Annotated in this window: 18 protein-coding genes; 16 read left to right on the top strand and 2 right to left on the bottom strand. The window is 63.9% G+C overall.

Annotated elements, in window-relative coordinates:
* Window positions 1–22 precede the first annotated feature (22 nt).
* Both VKF82_02245 and VKF82_02250 read right to left on the bottom strand, forming a co-directional pair.
* Window positions 23–6,751, bottom strand: a complete 6,729-nt coding sequence (locus tag VKF82_02245) for an LAGLIDADG family homing endonuclease (protein HME80874.1) — start codon at window positions 6,749–6,751, stop codon at window positions 23–25.
* A gap of 306 nt (window positions 6,752–7,057) precedes the next feature.
* Window positions 7,058–8,026 carry a DNRLRE domain-containing protein gene (locus VKF82_02250; protein ID HME80875.1) on the bottom strand — a complete coding sequence of 323 codons (969 nt, stop codon included), beginning with the start codon at window positions 8,024–8,026 and terminating at the stop codon, window positions 7,058–7,060.
* 146 nt (window positions 8,027–8,172) lie between these two features.
* On the opposite strand from VKF82_02250, the gene VKF82_02255 reads away from it, so the two are divergent.
* The 16 genes from VKF82_02255 to VKF82_02330 all read left to right on the top strand — a co-directional run bounded on the left by VKF82_02255 (window position 8,173) and on the right by VKF82_02330 (window position 23,163).
* On the top strand, window positions 8,173–9,186 hold the full coding sequence (locus VKF82_02255; protein HME80876.1) for a nitrilase-related carbon-nitrogen hydrolase: 1,014 nt from the start codon (window positions 8,173–8,175) through the stop codon (window positions 9,184–9,186).
* Window positions 9,183–10,037, top strand: coding sequence for an NAD+ synthase (locus tag VKF82_02260; GenBank protein HME80877.1), 855 nt, complete (start codon window positions 9,183–9,185; stop codon window positions 10,035–10,037). Before VKF82_02255 ends, VKF82_02260 begins: the two co-directional genes overlap by 4 nt.
* 43 nt (window positions 10,038–10,080) lie before the next feature.
* Complete coding sequence (locus VKF82_02265) at window positions 10,081–10,515, top strand: VOC family protein (GenBank protein HME80878.1); 435 nt, start codon at window positions 10,081–10,083, stop codon at window positions 10,513–10,515.
* On the top strand, window positions 10,515–10,910 hold the full coding sequence (locus VKF82_02270) for a VOC family protein (GenBank protein ID HME80879.1): 396 nt from the start codon (window positions 10,515–10,517) through the stop codon (window positions 10,908–10,910). Before VKF82_02265 ends, VKF82_02270 begins: the two co-directional genes overlap by 1 nt.
* Window positions 10,911–10,914: 4 nt before the next feature.
* The gene (locus VKF82_02275; protein ID HME80880.1) at window positions 10,915–12,156 is read left to right on the top strand and encodes a competence/damage-inducible protein A; all 1,242 of its coding nucleotides are present in this window, start codon (window positions 10,915–10,917) and stop codon (window positions 12,154–12,156) included.
* Window positions 12,156–12,716 carry a GNAT family N-acetyltransferase gene (locus VKF82_02280; protein ID HME80881.1) on the top strand — a complete coding sequence of 187 codons (561 nt, stop codon included), beginning with the start codon at window positions 12,156–12,158 and terminating at the stop codon, window positions 12,714–12,716. The genes VKF82_02275 and VKF82_02280 overlap by 1 nt, the downstream gene beginning before the upstream one ends.
* The gene (locus tag VKF82_02285; GenBank protein ID HME80882.1) at window positions 12,713–14,209 is read left to right on the top strand and encodes a S8 family serine peptidase; all 1,497 of its coding nucleotides are present in this window, start codon (window positions 12,713–12,715) and stop codon (window positions 14,207–14,209) included. The genes VKF82_02280 and VKF82_02285 overlap by 4 nt, the downstream gene beginning before the upstream one ends.
* Before the next feature lie 4 nt (window positions 14,210–14,213).
* The gene (locus VKF82_02290; GenBank protein ID HME80883.1) at window positions 14,214–15,626 is read left to right on the top strand and encodes an APC family permease; all 1,413 of its coding nucleotides are present in this window, start codon (window positions 14,214–14,216) and stop codon (window positions 15,624–15,626) included.
* On the top strand, window positions 15,623–16,453 hold the full coding sequence (locus VKF82_02295; GenBank protein ID HME80884.1) for a hypothetical protein: 831 nt from the start codon (window positions 15,623–15,625) through the stop codon (window positions 16,451–16,453). Before VKF82_02290 ends, VKF82_02295 begins: the two co-directional genes overlap by 4 nt.
* Window positions 16,454–16,510: 57 nt before the next feature.
* Window positions 16,511–17,797, top strand: coding sequence for a 3-isopropylmalate dehydratase large subunit (gene leuC, locus VKF82_02300; GenBank protein ID HME80885.1), 1,287 nt, complete (start codon window positions 16,511–16,513; stop codon window positions 17,795–17,797).
* A 7-nt stretch (window positions 17,798–17,804) separates the two neighbouring features.
* Entirely contained in the window at window positions 17,805–18,590 is a 786-nt protein-coding gene (locus VKF82_02305) for a hypothetical protein (protein HME80886.1), read from the top strand.
* Between the two features lie 9 nt (window positions 18,591–18,599).
* Window positions 18,600–19,175, top strand: coding sequence for a choice-of-anchor C family protein (locus tag VKF82_02310; GenBank protein HME80887.1), 576 nt, complete (start codon window positions 18,600–18,602; stop codon window positions 19,173–19,175).
* A gap of 89 nt (window positions 19,176–19,264) precedes the next feature.
* Window positions 19,265–19,786 carry a 3-isopropylmalate dehydratase small subunit gene (locus VKF82_02315; GenBank protein HME80888.1) on the top strand — a complete coding sequence of 174 codons (522 nt, stop codon included), beginning with the start codon at window positions 19,265–19,267 and terminating at the stop codon, window positions 19,784–19,786.
* Between the two features lie 24 nt (window positions 19,787–19,810).
* Window positions 19,811–20,893 carry a 3-isopropylmalate dehydrogenase gene (locus VKF82_02320; protein ID HME80889.1) on the top strand — a complete coding sequence of 361 codons (1,083 nt, stop codon included), beginning with the start codon at window positions 19,811–19,813 and terminating at the stop codon, window positions 20,891–20,893.
* Window positions 20,894–20,938: 45 nt separating this feature from the next.
* Entirely contained in the window at window positions 20,939–22,129 is a 1,191-nt protein-coding gene (locus tag VKF82_02325; protein HME80890.1) for an acetyl-CoA C-acetyltransferase, read from the top strand.
* A gap of 35 nt (window positions 22,130–22,164) precedes the next feature.
* Complete coding sequence (locus tag VKF82_02330; GenBank protein ID HME80891.1) at window positions 22,165–23,163, top strand: RDD family protein; 999 nt, start codon at window positions 22,165–22,167, stop codon at window positions 23,161–23,163.
* Window positions 23,164–23,292: the final 129 nt, after the last annotated feature.

A 23,292-nucleotide genomic window follows, 5' to 3' on the forward strand; every position in this document is an offset into this window, starting at 1 on the left:
GAGTCATCGCAGTATTATTCGGTTAGGAACAGCCCATGCTGCGGCCGCAGCTATCGCAGACGTAGCAGGCGCCGTTGCGGCGCGTGATCGAGCCGCATACGTCGCACAGCGGTGCGTCGCCCATCATCGCCGCCATCTGCGCCTCGCGCGAGCGGACGGCGGCGAGGTGCGCGGCCAGCGTCGGATCCATGATGGCGGACGTCTGCGCAGCTTGGCTCGCGCCAGAACCGTGCGCGCCGTTGGCGCCATTGGCGCTCTTGATGCGTGGGTTATTTCCCGGCCCGGCATTCGGGCCGCCATGGCCGTTGCCCGGATCGTCGTGCACCTGCTGTGCGGCGACATGCGCCTCGAACTCGGCTTGCGCCGCGTCTTCGTGGGTGACGGCGTCGACATCGCGGTCCTCCGGCTTGACCTGGACGAAGTCGGTGCGTCCGAGATATTCCATGCCGAGCACGCGGAAGATGTAGTCGATCACGCTAGTCGCGTGTTTGATGTTGGGATGGTCGACGAAGCCGTTGGGCTCGAAGCGCGTGAACACGAACTTGTCCACGAACTCCTCGAGCGGTACGCCGTATTGCAGACCGATCGAAACAGCTATAGCAAAGCAATTACCCGTGAGCACGCCCCCTTCAAGCACAAATGTGCTCGTGGTCGGCTCGACGACGCAATAGACAGGTTCTTGGCCATCGAGCGGCTCGATGGATTCTACAAAATACGGCAGCATCGTTTGACGCGCTGTAATCCGCCAAAGGGGCGCAGTGCGCGGTCCGAAGTTGGTCGGCTTGTCGTTCATCGAGACACCGGTTATCGTGTACCCGTAGAGCGGCGCATTGGCGATGAACCACTTGGCGGCTTCTTGATTGCTCGTACAGAGGAGTTCGGCGCCGCGGCAGTTCGAGCCGCCATCGGCGCTCATCCATCCTCTTATAAAGCTCGCCACGTAGGCACGGCTGTGTCGACTGGTATCAGGCAAGGCCTTAAGCGCTATGTCAGGCGATATGAACGTAAGACGCGGATCTCCGTGCAAAGAAGGCGGATGGACGATGGTATGCGCGAGGCCTGCCAGCACTGGTAAGTGTGCTTGGTCCTTGGCGCCGCATAGCCTCAAGTGGTAGCGCTGCGGATAGTGGACGTGCTGGTCACCGTCGCCGAACACAAACCCGTGCATGAAGCCTTCAGGATCGAGTTCGCTGACACACTCGATTCGGGCTGCGCCGAGACAGTCGCCAACTTTGAGAGACGTCGTTACCGATCCATCCTCGAGAACCCAGCGGTGATTCGGCGTGACGGTAAAGGTGCGCCTGAAAGCGCTTCCCTTACTACCGATCGTCTTGAGGACAACACGTTGAATTGGCTGCTCGCCGAACTCAACTACCCAGCCGCGTCGGCGAAGTCCATCAGCGCACGTAACGGTCACTGCTTGGCCGGCCTTGGACTTGAGCGTAACAAGAGAATTGCCGTCGAAGAAACGTGTGTCGCCGGTAAAGCAATTCATAAGGCTTCTGAACGACGCGCCTTCTTTGTGCAGGTCGACGAAGATCTCGCCAAGCGTGCCATCGGCGTATTCGCCGGTCCGTAGGAAGACCGTGTGACCCGAGATCTTCGCCTTTTGCGTCCAGCCGCGGCGCTTGGCGGGCAGCCGGTTGCGCTCGATGGCTTTGGCGAATTGGCGTTTGAAATCGGTCGAGGTCGTGTTGGCGAGGATGCGCTGGGCGGCGGCGAGGATCTCGTCGGGGCGCAGCTCTTCGGCGCGCTGCTTGCGAGCAGCCTCGAGCTGCTTGGCGAACTCCTCCGAAAGTGCTAGCTGTTTGTCGTCCTCTTGCGCGGTCTTGTCCGAGCTTTTGTTCGAGAGCGGCTGCGAGAGTTTCGAACCATCGCGGTAGAGCGCCATGGCTTTGATGCCGAGTTCCCACGAACGCATGTAGGCCTCTTTGATCTCGTCGACAGTCGCCTCGTTGGGCATATTGATCGTCTTGGAGATCGCACCGCTGATAAACGGCTGCGCGGCCGCCATCATGCGGACGTGGCCCATGTGATGGATGAAGCGCTTGCCGAGCTTGCCGCACCGGTTGGCGCAGTCAAACGCGGGATAGTGCTCCTCTTTGAGGTGTGGTGCGCCCTCGATCGTCATCGTGCCGCAGATGTAGTTGTTCGCCGTCTCGATCTCTTCACGCGAGTAGCCAAGCGCGCGCAGCAGGTCGAAGTCCGTCGCCGTGTATTGTTCGGCGTCGAAGCCGAGACGCTGCATCGTCGCCTCACCCAGCGTGAACTGGTTGAACGCAAAACCGACCTCAAACGCTGACGGAAGCGCCTTTTCGACCTTGGCGATGTCCTCATCGGTGAACCCGCGTGCTTTAAGCGTCTCTGCGTTCACGTAAGGAGCGCCGTAGAGCGAGCCGGTACCCTTCGCGTAGCGGATGACGTCGTCCATCTGCGTTTGTGTGTAGCCGAGGTTGCGCAGAGCTTCAGGGATGGACTGGTTGATGATCTTGAAGTAGCCGCCGCCGGCGAGCTTCTTGAACTTGACGAGTGCAAAGTCGGGTTCGATACCGGTGGTGTCGCAGTCCATGATCAGGCCGATCGTGCCGGTCGGCGCGATGCATGTGGCCTGCGCGTTGCGATAACCGTGCAGTTTGCCTAGCTCCACTGCGCGATCCCAGCTGTCGCGCGCCGCGGCCAGCAGGTAAGACGGGGCGAGCGACGGGTCTATGCCCATCGGGATGACCGCGAGCTCCTCGTACTCGGACGCCGTGGAGTTGTACGCGGCGCGCTTGTGATTGCGCATGACGCGCAGCATCGAGTCCGCGTTGTCCTTGTAGCGCGGGAACGGGCCGAGATCGCGGGCCAGCTCAGCCGATGTCGCGTACGATTCGCCGGTCAGCATAGCGGAGATGACGCCGGCCGTCGCGAGTGCGCGCGGCGAGTCATACGGAATACCCGAGACCATGAGCAGCGTACCGAGATTCGCGTAGCCGAGGCCAAGCGTGCGGTATTCGTACGACTTACGGGCGATCTCGGGGCTTGGGAACTGAGCCATCAGCACCGATATCTCGAGCACGACGGTCCACAGCCGAATCGCGTGCAGATAGCTATCGACGTCAAACTGACTCTTAGACGAGTCATAGAACTTCATCAGGTTGATGCTGGCCAAGTTGCAGGCCGTATCATCTAAAAACATATATTCAGAACAATTATGAACATAGAAACCATTTGCGTCAAAAGCGTTCTTGCCAGGCACTGTGCAATCAAAAACGGGCTTAACGCCCAGCGGCGTTATGTCCATGACCACCGCCGTCTGGCGGAACGGACTTAGCTCCGTCGTCAGGGCGACATCACCAACGCTGTCTCTTGAGGCCGCGAAGACTAGGCGAGAGACGTGGCTATGCAGCGCCAGCCGTTTACCGGAAACGATTTCTCGAAGCGGGAGCCAAGTTTCCGAGTCATCATCATTGACAGCTAAGAACAGATGGTCCTCAGTTGCTTTGACAGCGAAGCCGTCACGCGTTCGAAGCTCGTAGACTTGCTTGACGCCGGTTGGAAAGAAGCCTTCCGGCGTGCTTTGATACTCAACGCCGTCAACGAGCGCAGTGAACTGCCGTCCAACGAGATCCGAGACTACAACATAGCCGTTGCTCGTCGCGATTCGGGTATCTGCCGTCACGCACGGATTGCTCGCGCGGATGCGACCGCCCGCTGGGCACGTATGCCACGAGTTGATGATATCGTCGAACTGCACGCCAGGATCTGCGCAACTCCACGCCGCGCGCGCGATCTCATCCCAAAGGTCGCGTGCACGAACTGAACGCGCGATTGACTTGTCTTTCCGCCATAACAGATCCCATGTTCCGTCTTTGCGCACCGCATCGACGAATTTGTCCGAGACGCGCACGGTGTTGTTAGAGTTCTGACCGGAGACGGTCTGATAGGCATCGCCTTCGTATGAACTGGCATAGCCGGCCGCGATGAGCGCCGCGACTTTCTTTTCTTCCTCGACCTTCCAGTTGATGAATTTCTCGATGTCAGGGTGATCCATATCGAGGATGACCATCTTGGCCGCGCGTCGCGTGGTGCCGCCGCTCTTGATGGCGCCGGCCGCTCGATCGCCTACACGCAAAAAAGACATCAAACCGCTCGAGGTGCCGCCCCCCGAAAGTTTCTCGCCCTCAGCGCGAAGATTGGAGAAATTAGTACCGGTGTTGTGTATGACGACGAGACCACGCTCACCAGCCAGGTAGGTATTTGTTTTCCGCGTTGTAAGATCGTTGAATGGAACATCCTCGACGCAAGGGGCAACCTCCGTGACGAACGTGACGCCCTCGGCGACGAGGCGAATCCGTTCGAGTTCCGCGTCGACTTGTTCCTCAGGCCGAGCAGCAATGGCCGCAAGGACCTTGGCGGGATTAACGATTCCCTCGTATACAAGCCGCCCGACGTGAAAACGCTCACCTCCCGAAAAGCCATGGAGACCGTACTGGTCCCGTTCTGGGAAGACGCGCTCTCCGAGATCTGCGTCGATCGGCATGCACGTGTGACGGCGATTCTCATGTGCCGGGTCTTGTAAGGCTGCGGCATGCTTCGGCGTGGCAAGATTCTTCGCTACAGCTTGCGCGCGCCGAACGCTGGTCGATCGCCGGATGATCGCCGTTGAGAACGTATTTCCGTTCTTCACAATGCCGCCGCCTAGACCAAGCAAAGAGGCCATCACCGCTACTTCTTCGACGAACGTTCGGCACTCCGACGTATAGTTCGCACGACCATCTGCGACGGTACCATCGGAATCTATCAAGCCAGCAAGGAACGCGAGTTGCAGCTCCGAGTCGCCTGTCTTGATGAAATCCGGAACGGAAAGCGTCGCACCTTTGGCTCCGGGCGCATGCACGATTTCCGAAAAGAATGCTGTCGCCGCAGCCTTGGTGCACGTCAAGGATAGCCCCTTACTGCCTCGGCCGTCTTGCGAAATGGAGCTGCCTGCGCCGAAACGACTGCGAAGGATTCGCGCAGTGCGCTCTAACGGCTCGCGATCCTCGTCGTGGAACCGAAGACGTAGACTGCGATAGGTATACGCGCGGCCCCGCCGCACCGTGCGTTGACGGCGCCACCCTAAAGAACCGTCTCCGATGAAATAGCCGACGAGCCAAGCGATCTCGGTATCCGGCGTCACCGTCAGGTTCTTGCCGGTATGAAACCACGGTACTTTGTAAGAAAGCGGTTTGGCTGTGCTGTTGTTATCGATGTGACGCGTCGTTGAGGAGTTGGGACCGATCACTGCATCACCACGGACAAGTTGATCTGCGCGGCGCTCCACGATATCGCGACCATCCCAAACCATGAAAGGATGCCACGCTGATACGGTCGCTCTGGCACCCGAGTCGAAGCTGACGGTTATCTTATCTTCTTTGGGAATTTCATATGACCAGACCAACTCGATCGGGTCCTCTACGATACGTCCGCTTTTCTTGTCAAGCGATAGCGTCTTGAGTCCCATGTCGCGGACATTGACAAATCGGCCTTTGCCATCAAAATTAACGACGGGCCGATGGCGCGAGACTTCGTCGAACAGTTCCCCCAGCCGAACGAGCCCGCGGCCGGCGACTGGTACAAACGCACGTCCGGAAATGCAGCCACTTCCGTACTTGAACAATCGAGCCTCGCGGACCCATAGATCCATGATACCGTTATCGTTGACAAGATCGTCATCGACCGACTGGATGAAACAATTGTGGACCACGACGCTGTTTGTTAGGAAGTTGTGACTATCAGTTTCAATGTCATAAACGACTTCCTCGGCCAGTTGTTCAATGGACTCGATCTCTACCGGATATAGTGCCGGCGCCGTTAGTGTTTGCAGCCGACTCCCAGTGGCCTCTGCAATGCCACGCGCAACTTCAGCCACTAAAGGATTTTGAAGATTCTGTCTGTCCAAGAAATGCAGTGTCCGAACAAGTTCCGCATCAAAACGACGAACGAGCCGCATGCCAGGTGTCAGGTTAGAGACTTCGGACCAAAGGAATCCACGCTGTGGGTCGTCGACAAGGACGAGATGATCGGCCGTAGCTTCAATGAACTTGCCAAGCGCCAGATTCACGCGAAAAACGCGCTTGATTCCATTGTTCTTCGCTGCGCGAACGTGGGTGATTCCCTCTTTATCGTATACAGCTAATCCAACGAGATTGCGTCGATAAATCTCTTCGATTGGCATTGGACCTTGTAAAGTGTCGACTATTGCCCGGCCTGGCAAGCACGCATGGGGTTGTGGATGCGTGTAGGAATCTTTCGCGCGCGTCAGCTCTTTCGTGTCGGGATCGACGAAGTAGTGGCCCTGTGAGGGACCAGTGATCCCATACGCGTAGGCGAGGCCTGTGTTGAACCATTGCGGCGAGTTCGGCGCCGCCATCTGGTTGATCAGCATGTGCGTGATCTCGGCGTCGAACGCGGCAGCGTCTTCCTCGCTGTCGAAATACTTGTAGCGGCGTCCCCAATCGGTCCAGCAACCGGCGAGGCGGCGCACCACCTGGCGCGCCGAGGTCTCGCGACCGAGCGACCCATCCGGCTGCGGCACGCCGGCTTTGCGGAAATACTTCTGCGCGAGGATGTCGGTGGCGACTTGCGACCAGGCCTTGGGCACCTCGATATCGTGCATCTCGAACACGACTGTGCCGTCGGGCTCCCGGATGACCGAAGACCTACGATCCCAGTCGATCGTGTCGAGCGGATCGATGCCGGGTTGGGTGAAGCGCCGCTGGATCTTCATGGGGTGTTGATGTCCTTTCTCTCTCTAAGCCGCGCGGGGAGACGCGCACACCGCTGGTCCTCAAGAACAGCGCACAATAGTTCGACGAACGCTTGAGCGGCCCTACCTATAGTGGTAATAGGCCTAATGGACCCCATTATATAGCGGAAATATGGCTGATTCAAGAAAAATTTCGAACGGCCGTTCGTTCAAATGGGAGGCCCGATGCGGCGGGCTTTCGCGCGATTTTGCGCAGAACTTATCCCCAGGCGAGCCCGAATCTGGGGATGGCGATCGCCCTACAAGAACGGGACAGGATACGCGGTCTTACTGGGCGTCGATCGTCAACGTGAAGCCGTTGTACGCCGAATAGCAGCGATCCGCGCCGCTTGAAAAATCAGCCCGTTCCGGGACCAGGACGAAGCCATAGTTCGGGCGCGTCCCCGCCGCCCATTCCTGGACGGCCCGCGTCACGTCGATGCTGACGAACATGCCGTTGCTGATCGAGAACTGGCCGGATGTCTCCGTGTCACCCGGACGATTCGCCGGAAACACCAGATACGGAGTTCCCAGCAGCGCGGCGGGACTGTCGGGATTGTTCATCCACATCGCATTGGCCGTCTGCAGTTGAGCGGCGCACGACACGTTGCCGGTGAGCGGATTGCCCTGCGCAGTCGACGAGCTGCGCGAGACGTAGAACGTCAGCGTCGCGTCCACCACTTTAGCGCCTTTGGCCGCGTCACGGAACCAGATGCCCGAGCGGTAGATGACGCCGCACCGAGCGCCCTGAGAGAAGTTCCATCCGACGAGCGCCTCACCCGATTGAAGAAGCGGAACCACCGAGCGCGCGTTGGACATGCTGCACTGCGGATTGACATACGCCTTCGTGGTGTTATTCGTCGTGCTCAGGACTTGGCGTTGCACGCCCCGCGGCGGCGTCGGCGTGGGCGGCGGCGCCGCGCTTGGTCCCGACAACGGCACCGGCGGCAAGAAGGGAGTCGCAGCGATCGGCGTGGGTGTGGGAATCGGCGTCGGCGGCGAAGTCGGCGGAGATGTGGGAGGCGGTGCGGTCGCCACGAATGGCGTGGGCGTCGGAGCCGCCGTCGGCGTCGATGTCGGAACGGGGGTGGGAGTCGCAGTTGGATGCGGCGTGGGAGTCGCCGTCGGTGTGGGCGTCCCCGTCGGCGTTGGTGACGCGAGCGCGACCACGGAAGCGGTGCCGGCTTGAGCGGGAGCTAACGCTACCATGGGTACGAGCAGCAGCGCGGATACCAGCGCGATCGTCTCAAATCTCATCGTCAGCTCGCCCCTCGAAATGCGCGACTCCCCACGTGGGAAACGCTCCCGCAGCGGGCTTTAGTTCCTTCCAGCATGGTCAAGGCCGCACCCGCAGCCGGCCGGGCGCGGGGCCCCCGCACGTCGGGAAAGAAGCATCCATCACTATGGCGCATGCCAGGAAATTCGAGCTGGCGCTCGTGCAGTTCGCGCCCCGCAAGGGCGACGTCGACGCCAATTTCGCGGCGATCGGCGACGCGTTCGCAAGCCTCGCTGCCGACCGCGACGACTTCCCCAACGTCGTCGTGTTTCCGGAGGCCGCGCTCTCCGGCTATTTCGTCGAGGGCGGCGTCCGCGACGTCAGTCTCACCGCCCGCGAAGCGTTTGCGCGACTCGTGCGGCTTGCGAGATCGCATGCTCCCAAGCGCGCCTCGTTCGACGTCGTTCTCGGCTTCTACGAGATCGACGCGAACGATAAGCTCTACAACAGCGCGCTCTACGCCACCGTCGGCGCGCGCCCTCGCTTGCGCCACGTGCATCGCAAGCTCTTCCTGCCGACCTACGGCGTCTTCGACGAGGAGCGCTTCGTCACGCGCGGGCGGACGATCGCAGCGTTCGACACCCCGTACGGCCGCGCCGCGATCCTGATCTGCGAGGATGCCTGTCATTCGCTGGCCACCACGCTCGCAGCGCTGCGCGGCGCGCAGATCATCTACATCCCGAGCGCATCTCCCGGGCGCGGCATGGAAGATTTCGAACCGGACAACGTGCGGCTGTGGCGTGAGATCATCCGCGTGGCGGCAGCCGAACACGGCGTCTTCATCGCCTACGCGGGTCTGGTCGGCTTCGAAGGCGGCAAAGGCTTCACCGGCGGCTCGCGTCTCGTAGGACCGTTCGGCGACTTGCGCGTCGAAGCGCCGTTCGCCGGCACCGCCATCGTGCGCGCGCCGGTCAACCTCGAGGATGTCGCCGTCGCGCGAGCCGCGCTGCCGGCCCTCGGCGACCTCGAATCCAATCTGCCCGAACTGATCCCGGCGTTGCTGGCAGTCGAGGGCGAGGAGACGGAGAAGTCGGCGAAGCGGGCGCGGGTGAACGGTCGAATGAATTCGACGGCTCCACACAAACGCAATTCGACCGCTCCAAAGTCCAAGGCGCGGCGGAAAGCCGGGCGCCCATCGTGAGCCGAGCCTTCAAGATCGTCACCGCGCCGCCGCGCGACGACACGCCGGTCATCGATGCTGCGCTTGTCGAGCGCTGGCTGGTCGCATTCATCCACGACGAGCTCGTCCGCCGCCGCGGGATCACGGAAGCGGTCGTCGGCGTTTCCGGCGGCGTCGACTCCGCCGTCGTCGCTTACTTGTGCGCCCGCGCGCTCGGCCCGCAACACGTGCTCGGTCTGCGTCTGCCGTATCGCACTTCCAGCAGCGAAAGCCTCGAACACGCAGCGCTCGTGATCGAGAAGACCGGCATCCGAGAACGACTCATCGACATCAGCGACGCGGTCGACGGTTATCTCAAGCACGAGCCCGACGCCTCGGCGCAGCGGCGCGGCAACGTCATGGCCCGCGCGCGCATGATCGTGCTTTTCGACCAGGGCGCAAAGATCGACGGCTTGCCGATCGGCACGGGCAACAAATCCGAGCGCATGCTCGGCTACTTCACCTGGCATGGGGACGATTCGCCGCCGATCAACCCGATCGGCGATCTCTTCAAGACCCAGGTCTGGGAGCTCGCCCGGCAGCTCGGCGTGCCCGACGTCGTCATCGACAAGCCGGCGACCGCCGATCTCATCCGCGGCCAGACCGACGAAGAAGACCTCGGCATCACCTATGCCCAGGCCGACAAGATCCTCAACCGGCTGCTCATGGGGTATACTATGGCGGACATGATCGCGGCGGGCTATCCGCGCGAACAGGTCGAGCTGGTCAAACGGCGCGTCGACGCGACCCATTGGAAGCGGCACCTCGCGACCACCGCATTGATCTCGACCACGGCGATCAACGAGTTCTACCTCCGCCCTGTAGATTATTGATGTAGTCCCGCGCTCTTGAGCGCGGGTGAGTAAGGAGCAGAAGATGCCCATCAAGCTCGGCACCGTCGGACATTTCGGCATCAGCGTGCGTGATCCCGAGAAGAGCGCGCACTGGTGGGTGAAAAACCTCAACGTGAAAAAGCTCTTCTCGTTTCCTGACGGGGTGCTCATCGGCACGGACGCGGTGACGATCGTGCTGCTCAAAGGCGAGCCCCGTCCGGAGGTGCTCGACCACGTCTCCTTTCATCTGAACGATATGAAGGCGCTGCGCGATGCGCTCGCCGAGCTCAAGCGCAAGGGCGTCGAGCTCGAAGATCCGGGCGAGGAGATCGGACCCGAGGCGTCGGGATCCAAGAACATGGGCCTGTGGTTCCACGACCCTGACGGCTACCGATGGGAGCTCAGCGTGCTGGCCAAACGTCCGGTCAAACGCCCGGTCAAACGCAAGGCCAAGCGAACGACCAAGAGGAGCCGGTGATGTCGCGCTACCTTCACACGTCCATCTTCGTCAACGACATGGACGAGACGATCGATTTCTACACCAAAAAACTCGGCCTGAAACTGCTCGACAAGGCGCACTATCCCGGCAACGCGGACATGGCGTTCGTCGGCCGCGATTGGGACGCGTACATCGAATTGGTCTACGACTTGGAAGCACATCCGCCGTATCAGCTCGGCAACCGCTACGAACACCTCGCGCTCGAGATCGACGGCCCCCTGACCGACCTGGTGGAGCGCCTGCGCCGCGACGGCGTCAAGATCGTCAAGGAGCCCAAGAAGTCGCCGGGCGGAACCCGCGCGCTCGCCATGATCGAAGATCCCAACGGAATCGTCGTCGAACTGCTCGAGCCCAAGACCGGCCCGATCAAGTAGCCGCGTGGCCAGCGCCGAGATCATCACGGTCGGAACCGAGCTGCTGCTCGGCCAGCTCGTCGACACCAACACGACCTTCATCGCCAAGGCGCTGGCCGATGCGGGCATCGACGTGCACCGCGAGACGTCCGTCGGCGACAACGCGGCGCGCATCGCGGCCGCGGCGCGCGAAGCGCTCGGGCGCGCCGACTGCGTCATCATCGCCGGCGGTTTGGGCCCGACGGTCGATGACCTCACGCGCGACGGCGCCGCCGCCGCGACTGGACGCGCCCTCGAACTCCACGAAGCCAGCCTCGAGCGCATCAAAGCGATGTTCGCGCGCCTCGGCCGGCCGATGGCCGAGAACAACGCCCGACAAGCGATGATGCCGGCCGGCGCGATCGTGCTCGATAACGATCAGGGCACCGCGCCGGGCTTCATCGTAGAAGAAGATGGACGGGCGCTCATAGCGGTTCCGGGCGTACCGCGCGAGATGAAGGAGATGATCACCCAGCAAGTCGTGCCATGGCTCGTCAAGCGCTATGGCGTGGAGGCGACCATCGTCACGCGCGTGCTCAACACGATCGGCCTGGGCGAGTCCGATCTCGACGCGCGCATCGCCGACCTGTTCCACGCCGGCGTCAATCCCAGCATCGCCGTGCTGGCGCACTACGGCCAAGTCGACGTCAAGCTCACCGCCAAAGCCGCCACTCGCGCCGAGGCGATCGCGATGCTCGACGAGCTCGAACCGCGTATCCGCGAGCGGCTGCCCGATTGCGTGTACGCCGTGGACGGCGGACCGATCGAGCAGGTCGTCGGCGAGCTGCTGCGCGCGCGCGCCTGGACGCTGGCCACCGCCGAGTCGTGCACGGGCGGCCGCATCGCCACGATGCTGACAAGCGTCCCCGGCTCTTCGGATTATTACCTCGGCGGCGTGGTCTCGTATGCGAACGAGGCGAAACTGGATTTCCTCGACGTCGCGCCCGATCTCATCGAGCAGCACGGCGCGGTGAGCGCCGAGGTCGCGACCGCAATGGCCGTCGGCGTGCAGGCGCATCTGCGCGCGTCGTGCGCTATCGCCGTCACCGGCGTGGCGGGACCGGGCGGGGGCAGCGAAGAGAAGCCGGTCGGTCTCGTGTACGTCGCTCTGGCCGGCCCGGACGAGACCGCCGACGTGCGCAAGCTCATGCTGCCCGGAGACCGCGAGATGGTACAGCGCCGCGCGGCGATGGCGGCGATGACGATGCTCTGGAAGGCCGCGCGCTGATGCCGCCGGCCATAGAAACGCCGCGCCTCATCCTGCGCAGTTTCACCGAGGCCGACTTCGAGCCGTACTTCGCAGCGATACTCTCGCAGCGGCCGGTCATGCGCTGGCTCTCCGGCACGGGCGAGCCGCGCACGCGCGAGGAGGCCGTGCTCACCTGGGCGCGCCTGCTCAGCCCGGATCGCGATCCGCGCGACCGCTTCTGGGCGGTCGTCGACCGGGCGAGCGGCGATCTGCTCGGCCACGCCGTGCTCCAGCGGCTCGACAAGGGCGAGTTGATCGAGGTCGGTTACGCGCTCGGCGAGCGCTGGTGGGGCGCCGGCATCGCCACCGAAGCGTCTCGCGCGGTCGTCGACTTCGGTTTCGCCACGACCGACCTCGACATGATCGTCGGCATCGCGCGGCCTGAGAACGCCGCCTCGCGCCGCGTGCTCGAGAAGAGCGGCCTCACGTACCAAGGAACGCGACAGTATTATGGTCTCGACGTCGCCTACTACGAGCTTCGTCGCGCCGACCACAAAAAGGTCACCCCGGTCCCCCTTCAGAAAAAACGCGAGGAATGAAGCACCGTTCCAGCGGTTCCTGGTTTGTCTTTGCCTTGGTCGCGGCGGCATCGGTCGCGTCTATGGCCAATTCGTGCAACGGCAAGAGCAGCAGCAGCGTCGGTCCGACGCCGCCGCCTGGACCTACGCCGTTGACCGGCTGCAACGCCGGCGCGACGAGCATCCAGATCGCGGGCGAAGAAGCGTCGTTCTCCCGGCGCCTTCCCGGGCGCCAGCCGCGCCAGCCGTACGTCCCCGGCGAGCTCGCCGTCAAGTTCACCGGCACCGGTTCCGAGCCGGAGGTCGCGGCGGCGATGGCGCGCGTGCGCGCCGTGCAGGTGCAGCCGCCGAGCGAGCTCGGCTACGCCGTCTACAGCATCCCTCAGACGCAGGATCCCGCCGCTGCGGCCGCCTCTCTTGCGGGCACGCGCGGCATCGCCGAAGCCAAGCCTCTCATGGCACGCTATCTTCAGGATATCCCAGATGATGTCGACTTCGGCACCGCCGCGCAGCTGACGTCGCCGCAGACGGTCAATCCGGTGCAGTGGGACATGTACGCCATCCAGATGCCCGCGACGTGGACGAACTATAAAGGAAGCGCGGCGGTGACGATCGCGATCATCGACACCGGCTACGACGCTAATAACGTCGACATCTGCTCCAAAGTCGTCAACTCCGCGGTTTTCGACAAGGGCGGCGGCGCGCTGGATACCGCCGGCAGCGCGCAAGACATGGACGGGCACGGCAGCAACGTCAGCGGCATCGCCGCGTCGGTGACCAACAACGTCACCCGCTTTGCCGGCGTCGGCTGGAACACCGATCTTTTGGAAGTGCGCGTGTTCCCGACGCCGACCGTTTCGAATCCATCGCCGACCGCCAGCAACCTGGACATCGCTGCGGGCATCAACTGGGCCGTGGCCAACGGCGCCAAAGTCATCAATCTGAGCTTGGGCGCCCAGGGCACATGCGACACGACGGAGGGCAACGCCATCAACGCGGCGCTCGGCAAAGGCGTCGTCGTCGTGGTCGCCTCGGGCAACGACGGACTGGGGACGATCGACGCGCCGGCCGACTGCCCAGGTGTCATCGCGGTCGGCGCGACCGCGCTCGACGACATCAATTTTCCAAGCAACCCGCCTGAGGTCATCGCGGGCTATTCGAACTGGGGGACGAACCAGAACGGTTTGACGCTGGTCGCACCGGGCGGCGACCCATGCATCAACCAATCGCAGAGCAGCTGCACGCCGAGCCAGCCGCCCGACTATCTCCAGTGGATCACCAACAATTACTCGACGACGGCGCACTCGCTCGCGGGCCACGGCATCTTCATCGCGGGCACCTCGCAGGCGACGCCGCACGTCTCCGGCGTCGCCGCGCTGATGCTCACCAAGAACCCCGCTTTGACGTCGGCGAGCGTCAAGGTGCTGCTGCAGACCTATGCCACCGATATCGGCAATCCCGTCAAACAAGGCGCTGGGCTTCTAAACGCCACAGCGACCCTCCAACATACGTGACGTCGTGGTAGCGGCGCCACCGCGCGCAAGCGTCGCACCGTCAGCGCACCTCGCCCGAGTCCTCGGTTTCCTCGACCTGTCGATCCTGTCGTCGGCCAGCATGGCGCCGGCCTATTCGATCGCGGCGACGTTTGGCCTGATGATCGCAGCGGCGGGCGCGGGCGCGCCGCTCGCGCTGATCATCCTCACCGTGCCGGTCATGTTCATCGCGATCGCCTTCCATCGCATGTGCGAAGAACACCCGGATGCCGGTTCCACCTATGCGTGGGCGCGGCTCGCGTTCGGCACGCGCACCGGGGCGTTCTCCGGCTGGATCGTGATGCTCTCGTATTTCGGGGCGGCGATGGCGACGGTCGTGCCCGCCGGCGTGTACACGCTGCGCTTCCTCGATAACCCGCTCCACATGGTCGGACCGCAACTGGCCGACAACCCGTTTGCCGTCGCAATCGTGGGCGGCGCCTGGATCGTGGCCGCCGGGCTGCTGCTCGCCTGGGGCATGCGCCCGACCGCCGATGCGTCCGCCGTCTTCCTTATCCTCGAGCTCGGCGCGCTGTTGCTGTTCGCGGCATTCGCGCTGATGCATCCGGTGGTCCCGGGCGGCCACGCCGGATCGCTGCTCACCTGGGGCAGCGGCGGCGGCGCAGGTTTCCTCACCGCTATGGTGCTCGCCATCTGGGTCGCCGACGGCTGGGAGATCTCGACCTACACGTCCGAAGAGAATACCGGCTCGACCCGGCAACCGGGGCGCAGCGCGCTCGTCGCACTCGTGACCACCACCGCGATCATGCTCGTCTGCGCGGTCGCGTTCATGCGCGTCGCTCCGCTGTCGGGTCTGGCGGCGCACGCCACGGACACCCTTGCCTATGTCGCGGATCAGCTCGGCGGCGGCTGGCGCACCTGGGCCATGGTGCTGACCGTCATCGTGTCAACCGGCGCGACGCTGTGGACCGGCCAGCTCGGTCTGTCGCGCCTGCTCTTCTCCGCCGCGCGCGACGGCCTGCTGCCCAAAGCGTTCGGTGTCGTGCATCCGAAATTCGGCACGCCGGCGTTCAGCATCGGCGTCGTGACCGTCGGCGCGTTGATCTTGGCGCTTCTGCTCGGCCTCGAACCGACGGTGTATGCGAGCCTCGATGACGTCGACAACATCGTGTCGATCCTGCTCGGCATGACCTTCATCGCCACCGGAGCGGCGTGCGTGGTCTATTTCCTGCGCAAAGGCACGAAGTGGTTCGACCTCACGCGCGTGGTCCTGCCTGCGATCGGAACGATCGGCCTTGCCGCTCTGCTCATCAAGAACTTCCACGACCAGAGCCGCGTCGATCAGATCGCCGCCATCGGCTGCATCGTCGCCGGCATCGTCGTCGGCTGGCTCGCGCCGATAGCCACGTCGTCGTTCGCGAAGCGCACGACCAGTTGATCGCTGCCCTGTTCGCGGCGGCGGCGCTGCTCGTAGCGTCGCCTGCGTCGCCCGCTCCGTCCATGACCCCGACCGCGGCCGCTAGCCCGAGTCCGGCCGCCAGCGCCGCGCCGACGCCGGTGCGCACGGCTCCGCCGGGTGCGCACATGTGGCAGGGCATCGCACCCGGCACTCCGGCGGCGGGGCTGCGCAGCAAGCTCGGCACGCCGCTGCTCGTGCGCATCCAGCCCGACGGCTCGCTGCTGGATTGGTATCCCGGGCCGACGACCAACGCCTACATGATCGTGCGCGAGCACCAACAGGTCGTACAGTACGTCCAGGCGTTTCCGATCGACATCAGCGGGCCGCTCGATGGTTTGAAAGATCCGTACGGCGTCCAGCCCGGCTTCGACTACGGGCAGATCAAAGCGCTGCGCGGCGAAGCCAAAGAGGCCCGCCAGGTCGCCCCCGCCATTGCCGTCGCAGTCTATGAGGACCAACAGGGTTTCGTGTGGCTGTATGAGCTCACCGCCGCAGGCGTGCACGCGATCACGCTGTACGACACGCACGCGCCCTCGGCGCCGCCGCCCGAGCCCGTGCCGGATCCACACGACGGTTCGAGCCTGGGTCGCGCCTATGTGCTGCACGCGCACGACGAACAAGAAGGCGTGCGCTTCGAGCAGTACTACGCGACGCACCGCGGCGGCTGCTCGGCGTGGACGGTCGCGAACCAAACGCTGCTCTCGATCGGCGCACGCAAGATAGACCAACTCGACCTTGAGTGCATAGATACGAAGGACCACGCCAGCATGTTCTTCGACGTCACCTCCTTCATGGGCAAGACCTAGGTACGCTTCGCGATCACGCCGAACCGTGAGTATCGCACGCATCCGCGGAGGACTCGCATGGCACGGCCGATGACCCAGACCGAAAAAATCCTCGCCGCGCACGCCGGCAAAGCCGACGTGAGCCCCGGCGATATCATCTCGATCGACCTCGATCTCGTCATGGCCAACGAGCTGTCGGCGGCCGTCGCGATCACCGAGTTCCGCAAGATCAAAGGCGCGACCAAAGTCTGGGATCCCGGCAAGATCGCGCTGTGCCCGAGCCACTTCACGCCCAACAAAGACATCGCGACGGCGACGCTGTCGACGATGATGCGAGATTTCGCCAAAGAGCAGCACATCGTGCATTACTTCGAAGTCGGCCGCGGCGGGATCGAGCACGTCGTGCTGCCCGAGAACGGCATGGTCGGGCCGGGCGAGACGATCATCGGCGGCGACAGCCACACCACGACGTACGGCGGCGTCGGCGCGTTCGCGACCGGCGTGGGCAGCACCGATATCGCCGCGGCCTTCGCGACCGGCGAGATGTGGGTTCGCGTGCCTCCCAGCATCAAGGTGATCTATGAGGGCGCCTTGCGCCCCTACGTGCATGGCAAGGATCTGATCCTGACGACCATCGGCCGCGTGGGCGTCGACGGCGCCATCTACGCGGCGATCGAGTTCACCGGGCCGGTGGTCAAAGAGCTGCCGATCTCCGGGCGCTTCACGATGGCGAACATGTCGATCGAGGCGGGCGCGAAGAACGGCATCTTCCCCGTCGACGCCATGACCGAGGCGTATTGCGCGGCCGTCGGCAAGAAGAACTATACCGTCTACCACGCGGACAAGAACGCGCAGTACGAGTCGGTCATCACGATCGATTGCTCGAAGATCGAGCCGCAGGTCGCGCTTCCCTGGCTGCCCGAGAACACCAAGAACGCATCGGACCTCAACGACATCAAGATCCATCAGGCGGTCATCGGCACGTGCACGAACGGGCGCATCGAAGACATGCGCCAGGCGGCTGAGGTCCTCAAAGGGCGCTCCATCCATCCAGACGTGCGCTGCATCGTCATCCCCGGCAGCCAAAAAGTCTACAAGCAGTGCATCATCGAGGGTCTCACCGAGATCTTCATCGATGCCGGGTGCGTCGTGTCGACGCCGACCTGCGGGCCGTGCGTCGGCGGACATATGGGCGTCCTGAGCGAGGGCGAGCGCTGCATCTCCACGACGAATCGCAACTTCAAAGGGCGCATGGGCCACGTCAAGAGCGAGGTCTACCTCACCGGCCCGTATGTCGCCGCCGCGTCTGCGGTCGCAGGTTTTATCGCCAATCCCGAGCAGCTAGGCAGCCCCGTCGCGGTGTGATGCGGGCATGATCGCGTGCGCGCTCATCGTCCTGCTCGCCACGTCGGCGTCACCGTCGCCAACGCCGACACCATACAAACTGCTAGCCGTTCCCACGCCAGGCGCGACGCCGTGGAGCCCGCTCTCGCTCGCGGGCGTGACGCTGGGCGACACCCCCGACGCCGTGCGCGCGCGGCTGGGCGAGCCATCCGTCGAAAACGTGAAGCCCGAGATCACCGTCTGGACCTATCCGATGGACATGGGCCGCGTCAACCTCAACGTGTTCATCAGCCACGCGCGCGTCAACAGCGTCAGCGCGGCGTTGGCCAACGGCGCCAAGCAATCGAAGTTCGCGGATCCATACGGCGTGCATCTCGGCGACGGCGTCGACTCGATGACGTCGTCGCGCGGCGATCCGGGCGATCTGTCTGCCAACCGCAATACGTACGCCATCGGCCCAGGATTCAGGTGGATATACGAGTTCGATCATGGCGTCGCCGCGTCGGTGCTGCTCGAAGGGAGCACCACGTTGACCGGCCCGCTGCCGAGCGCGATCCCTGGCCCGCCCGGCCACGACGGCAGCAGCCTCGACAAAGCGATCCGATTCAAGGCGGGCAACCAGCGCCAAGCCGCGCTCGCGCAAGGCGTGTTCCTGGCCCAATTCTGCGACGGCCACGGCGGCTGGGTGCCGACCACGCGTGCGTTGCTGTCCAATCCGCAGACCGGCATGGCGGCGGTGATGTACGGCGTCACATGTTCGACCACGCAGCGCGCGGTCAGGTACTACTTCGACGTCAGCCGCTTGCCAAAGTAAAGGAGCGTCATGTCAAAGCTATTGAGTTTCATCTTGATCGCGTGCGCCGCGCTGCTTTTCGCCCGATCGAGCGTGCTGGCCGCCAGCGGCGGCGCGGCGGCTTCCGGCGGAAATCTCCTCCATGACGGCGACTTCTCAGCCGCGCCGAACCCCGGTTCGTACACCACGTATTCAAAGGGATCGACCGCGATCACGGGCTGGGTCGTCACGAAGGCGACTGTCGATCTGATCGGCACCTACTGGAGCGCGCCCGGCGGTCTGCGCAGCGTCGATCTCGATGGCACCCCCGGCTTCGGCGCGATCGCCCAGACCATCGCGACGACTCCCGGAAAGACATACTCCGTGAGTTTTCTGTTGTCAGGCAACGATGAGTGTCCTCCGACCGTCAAACACATGCGCGCCAGCGCGGCCGGTGTGCACGCCGATTATACGGTGAACGGGGCCGGAGTGCGTAAGAACGCGTGGGTGCACAAGACCTGGACCTTCAAGGCATCGGCTTCGAAGACGACGCTGCAGTTCGAAAGCAAAGATACGAGCGGCGGCGAGTGCGGCCCAGTGGTCGCCGACATCCGGGCGACCGGTTAGAGCGCCCAGAGGGCTTACGCGAGGCGCCGGTCGGCAAGGCGCCGGTTGCGCACCCGGAGAACACGCTTGACCGGAGGCGAACCGAACCGATGATTCTCAAAGGCACGGCGCACAAATACGGCAAGAACGTCGACACCGACGTCATCATCCCCGGCCGCTACTGCAACCTCATCGATCCGGTCGAGCTGGGCAAGCACGCGCTCGAAGACCTCGACGCGGAATTCGTGAAGAAGGCCAAGCCGGGCGACCTCATCGTCGCGGATACCAACTTCGGCTGCGGCTCGTCGCGCGAGGTGGCCGCGGTGGCGCTCAAAGGCGCCGGCGTGTCCGGTGTGGTGGCCAAGTCGTTCGCCCGCATCTTCTACCGGAACTGCATCAACACCGGGCTGCCGATCTTCGAATGCCCTGAGGGCGTGGACGGCATCAGCGACGGCGACACGATCAAAGTCGACGCGGATAACGGCGTCATCGTCAACGAGACGACCGGCAAGTCGTTCAAGGCGACGCAATTCCCGAAATTCATGCAGGACCTGATCGCCAAAGGCGGACTGCTGCGCTACGTCGAGCAGCGGCTGGTCGAGAAGAACGCCGGGAAGGGCTCGGTCGAATGAATTCGACCGCTACATAAGACGAGCGTGACGAAGACGTACAAGATCGCGGTCATCCCCGGCGACGGCGTCGGCCCGGAAGTGATCGACGAAGGGCTGAAGGTCCTCAAGCGCGCCAGCACGCTGTTCGGCTTCACGTATACGACGAAGTCATATCCGTTCGGCGCCGACCACTATCTGGCCACCAACGAGTTCATGCCGCCGGGCCAGCTGACTGAGTTCCGGACCATGGACGCGATCCTGCTCGGCGCTATCGGCGATCCGCGTCTGCCGCCCGGCCTGGTGGAGCGCGGCGTCATCGCGGCCACGCGCTTCGGGCTGGATCTGTACATCAATCTGCGGCCCATCAAGCTGTACGCCGAGCATCTGTGCCCGATCAAGGGCAAGAAGCCCGAAGACGTCGACATGATCGTCGTGCGCGAGAACACCGAAGATCTCTACACGGGCCTTGGCGGCCACTTCAAGAAGGGCACGCCGGACGAAGTGGTCATCGCCAACCAGATCTTCACCCGCACAGGCATCGAGCGCGCCGTGCGCTACGCGTTCGAGCTCGCGGTGCGGCGCAACGGCAAGAAGAAGCTCACGCTGGTGGACAAGGCCAACGCGATCGAGGTGCAGCAGCTGTGGCGGCGCACCGTCGAAGAGGTTGCGCCGGATTATCCCGCGATCGCCTACGATTTCGCCTACATCGACGCGGCTTGCATGTGGATGGTCAAGAACCCGGAATCGTTCGACGTGATCGTGACCACCAATCTTTTCGGCGACATCCTCACCGATCTGGGCGCGATGGTGCAAGGCGGCATGGGCGTGGCGGCCTCGGGCAACATCCATCCTGGCCAGGTATCGCTGTTCGAACCCATCCATGGCTCGGCACCGAAATACAAAGGCCTCAACTCGGTGAGCCCGATCGCCGCGATCGGGGCGGTGGGCATGATGCTCGACTATCTGGGCGAGTCGCGCGCCGCCGAGGCGATCGAGTCCACCATCCGCTCGCTGCTCTCCAGCAAGCGGATCCCGTCGCTGGATGCGTCGAGCGGGTTGAAGACATCGGAGATCGGCGACATGGTCGTCGCCGAGCTCGAAGGAAATGCAGTAGTCCCGGCCTCTTGAGGCCGGGCCCGCGCGCAAGAGCGCGGGACCACAAGAAGAGGAAGCATGAAAAACGGCAGACCGGAAGTCGTACTCGTCAACGCCGCGCGCACGCCGTTCGGCAATTTCGGCGGCACGCTGCGAGACGTGAGCGCCATCGACCTGGCGGTGATCGCGAGCAAAGCCGCGATGGAACGCTCGAACGTCGCGCCCGAGAAGATCGACCAGGTCATCCTCGGCAACGTGATCCAATCGAGCGCCGACGCCATCTATGCGGCGCGCCATGTCGGCCTCAAGGCGGGCTGTCGCGAGGATGTGCCTGCGCTCACCGTCAACCGCTTGTGCGGCTCCGGGCTTCAAGCGATCGTGAGCGGCGCGCAGCAGCTGCTGCTGGGCGAAGCGAAATACGTGCTCGCCGGCGGCACCGAGAACATGAGCCAATCGCCGCACGTCATCCGCGGCGCGCGCTGGGGATTGGCGCTTGGCCAGGGCAAACTCGAAGACTCGCTGTGGGAAGGCCTGATCGACAGCTACCACAACACGCCGATGGCGATCACCGCCGAGAATCTGGCCGAGCGCTACGAGATCACGCGCCAAGAGGCGGACGAGTTCAGCCTGCGCTCGCAGCGCGGGGCCGCCAAGGCGCTTGAGAACGGATATTTCGCGGAAGAGATCGTGCCCGTCGAAATCGCTGGAAAGAAGGGGCCGGTCATCATCGACAAGGACGAGGGGCCGCGGCCCGGCGTCACGATGGAGCAGCTCGCCAAGCTGCCGCCGCGCTTCAAGAAGGACGGCATCGTGACGCCCGGCAACGCCAGCGGCATCACAGACGGCGCAGCGATGGTCGTGCTGACGACCGCAGATCAGGCTCGCAAAGACGGCCTTGAACCGATTGGCCGGCTCGTCTCATGGGGCGTCGTCGGCGTCGATCCCGATATCATGGGCATCGGCCCGGCATTCGCGATCCCGCAAGCAGCCGAGCGCGCCGGCATGAAGCTCGAGGATTTCGATCTGATCGAGATCAACGAAGCGTTCGCTCCGCAGGTGCTCGCCTGCGCCCACGCGCTCCATCTCGACACCGAGAAGCTCAACCCGAACGGCGGCGCCATCGCCCTGGGCCATCCGCTCGGCGCGAGCGGCGCGCGCATCACCTATACGCTGCTCCACGAGCTACGCCGGCGCAAGAAGAAGTTCGGCGCCGCAAGCGCATGCATCGGCGGCGGACAGGGCATCGCCGGCGTCGTCGAAGCGCTGTGATCCTGCGGCCGGCGCCGGCTTCGTAAGGCACGGGAATGGCGACCTGCCCTGCCTGCGGCGAGGAGCAGCGCGGTTCGTCCGCGTTCTGCTCTTCGTGCGGCGCGGTGCTGGACCGGCCGGACACGAGCGCGGCAGCGGGCTTGCCGCCGCCTCCTGCGCCGGCACCGGGCTCCATCGTACCTGAACCTCAAGCAGCGCTCGCCGCATCGCCGCAAACGCCGGTTGAAGACTTCGGTGACATCGGCCAGTATATCGCGCGCCGCCTGCTCGCGCTGATCGTCGATCTAATCGGCGTGAGCGCACTACTCGCGACCACCATCGCGTATCTCGTCGCCCGCAGCGGCGCGGATCCGCATTCGTTCGGCGCTTTCTTCGAGACGGCCGTCTACGTGCTGTTCGCTCTCATCGTCTATCTGTGCGTGAGCGAAGCTTATCTGGCCACGACGCTGGGCAAGGCGCTCGTCGGGTTACGGGTTCGCGCCGTCGGCGGCGGCCACGTCGGCATCGTGCGCGGCGTCGTGCGCAACGTCTTCTTGCCCTTCGATCTGCTGATCATCGGCTTCGTGCTCGCGGCCTTGACGCCGCGCCGCCGCCGCATCGGCGATTTCGTCGCCGGCACCGAGGTCGTCAACGCGCCGCGCGCCGCCATCGGAGCGATCGCGTCGATCGCGTTGCTCGGCGGCTGGACGTATGCGGCATACGCGTACGCCGATGGGCTGCGCACGGCTCAGGTGCTTTCAAACGGGGCCGAGATCTACGGGCCGGCTCTGCTGGCCGGCCAAGGCACACCGCCCCCGGGACCGACGCCGCTGCCGGACCGTACGGCTGTGCCCACTGAACAGCCGATCACCGTGCCGACGCTGGCGCCATCGCCGGGCCAATCAGCGACTGGCCCCGCGCCGTCGCCTGCGGCATCCGGCGCCAGCGCCCGTCCATCACAGGCCTCGCCGCAAACCTCGCCATCGAACGCGAGCCCATCTGCACAACCTTCGCCTGCTCAGACGTCGCCCGGGCCGACCACCACGACGAGTTGAGCGTGCGGCGCCTGCACGAGCGTCTGCGGGGTTGGTTCGCGCCTGCCGGTGTGAGCCGGATGATCCAGATGGGCGACCTGCTCACAGCTTCGTGGGTCTCGCAAGGCATTCACGCGATCGCGTCGCTCG

It is taken from the genome of Candidatus Eremiobacteraceae bacterium, from assembly GCA_035314825.1.
Taxonomy (GTDB): domain Bacteria; phylum Vulcanimicrobiota; class Vulcanimicrobiia; order Eremiobacterales; family Eremiobacteraceae; genus JAFAHD01.

What these genes read in the sequence shown, in the direction of transcription:
- VKF82_02270 (HME80879.1), top strand. Translation starts at nt 10,515, where the DNA reads ATGTCGCGCTACCTTCACACGTCCATCTTCGTCAACGACATGGACGAG.
- VKF82_02250 (HME80875.1), bottom strand. Translation starts at nt 8,026, where the DNA reads ATGAGATTTGAGACGATCGCGCTGGTATCCGCGCTGCTGCTCGTACCC.
- VKF82_02310 (HME80887.1), top strand. Translation starts at nt 18,600, where the DNA reads ATGTCAAAGCTATTGAGTTTCATCTTGATCGCGTGCGCCGCGCTGCTT.
- VKF82_02255 (HME80876.1), top strand. Translation starts at nt 8,173, where the DNA reads ATGGCGCATGCCAGGAAATTCGAGCTGGCGCTCGTGCAGTTCGCGCCC.
- VKF82_02305 (HME80886.1), top strand. Translation starts at nt 17,805, where the DNA reads ATGATCGCGTGCGCGCTCATCGTCCTGCTCGCCACGTCGGCGTCACCG.
- VKF82_02280 (HME80881.1), top strand. Translation starts at nt 12,156, where the DNA reads ATGCCGCCGGCCATAGAAACGCCGCGCCTCATCCTGCGCAGTTTCACC.
- VKF82_02265 (HME80878.1), top strand. Translation starts at nt 10,081, where the DNA reads ATGCCCATCAAGCTCGGCACCGTCGGACATTTCGGCATCAGCGTGCGT.
- VKF82_02245 (HME80874.1), bottom strand. Translation starts at nt 6,751, where the DNA reads ATGAAGATCCAGCGGCGCTTCACCCAACCCGGCATCGATCCGCTCGAC.
- VKF82_02325 (HME80890.1), top strand. Translation starts at nt 20,939, where the DNA reads ATGAAAAACGGCAGACCGGAAGTCGTACTCGTCAACGCCGCGCGCACG.
- VKF82_02285 (HME80882.1), top strand. Translation starts at nt 12,713, where the DNA reads ATGAAGCACCGTTCCAGCGGTTCCTGGTTTGTCTTTGCCTTGGTCGCG.
- leuC (HME80885.1), top strand. Translation starts at nt 16,511, where the DNA reads ATGGCACGGCCGATGACCCAGACCGAAAAAATCCTCGCCGCGCACGCC.
- VKF82_02315 (HME80888.1), top strand. Translation starts at nt 19,265, where the DNA reads ATGATTCTCAAAGGCACGGCGCACAAATACGGCAAGAACGTCGACACC.
- VKF82_02330 (HME80891.1), top strand. Translation starts at nt 22,165, where the DNA reads ATGGCGACCTGCCCTGCCTGCGGCGAGGAGCAGCGCGGTTCGTCCGCG.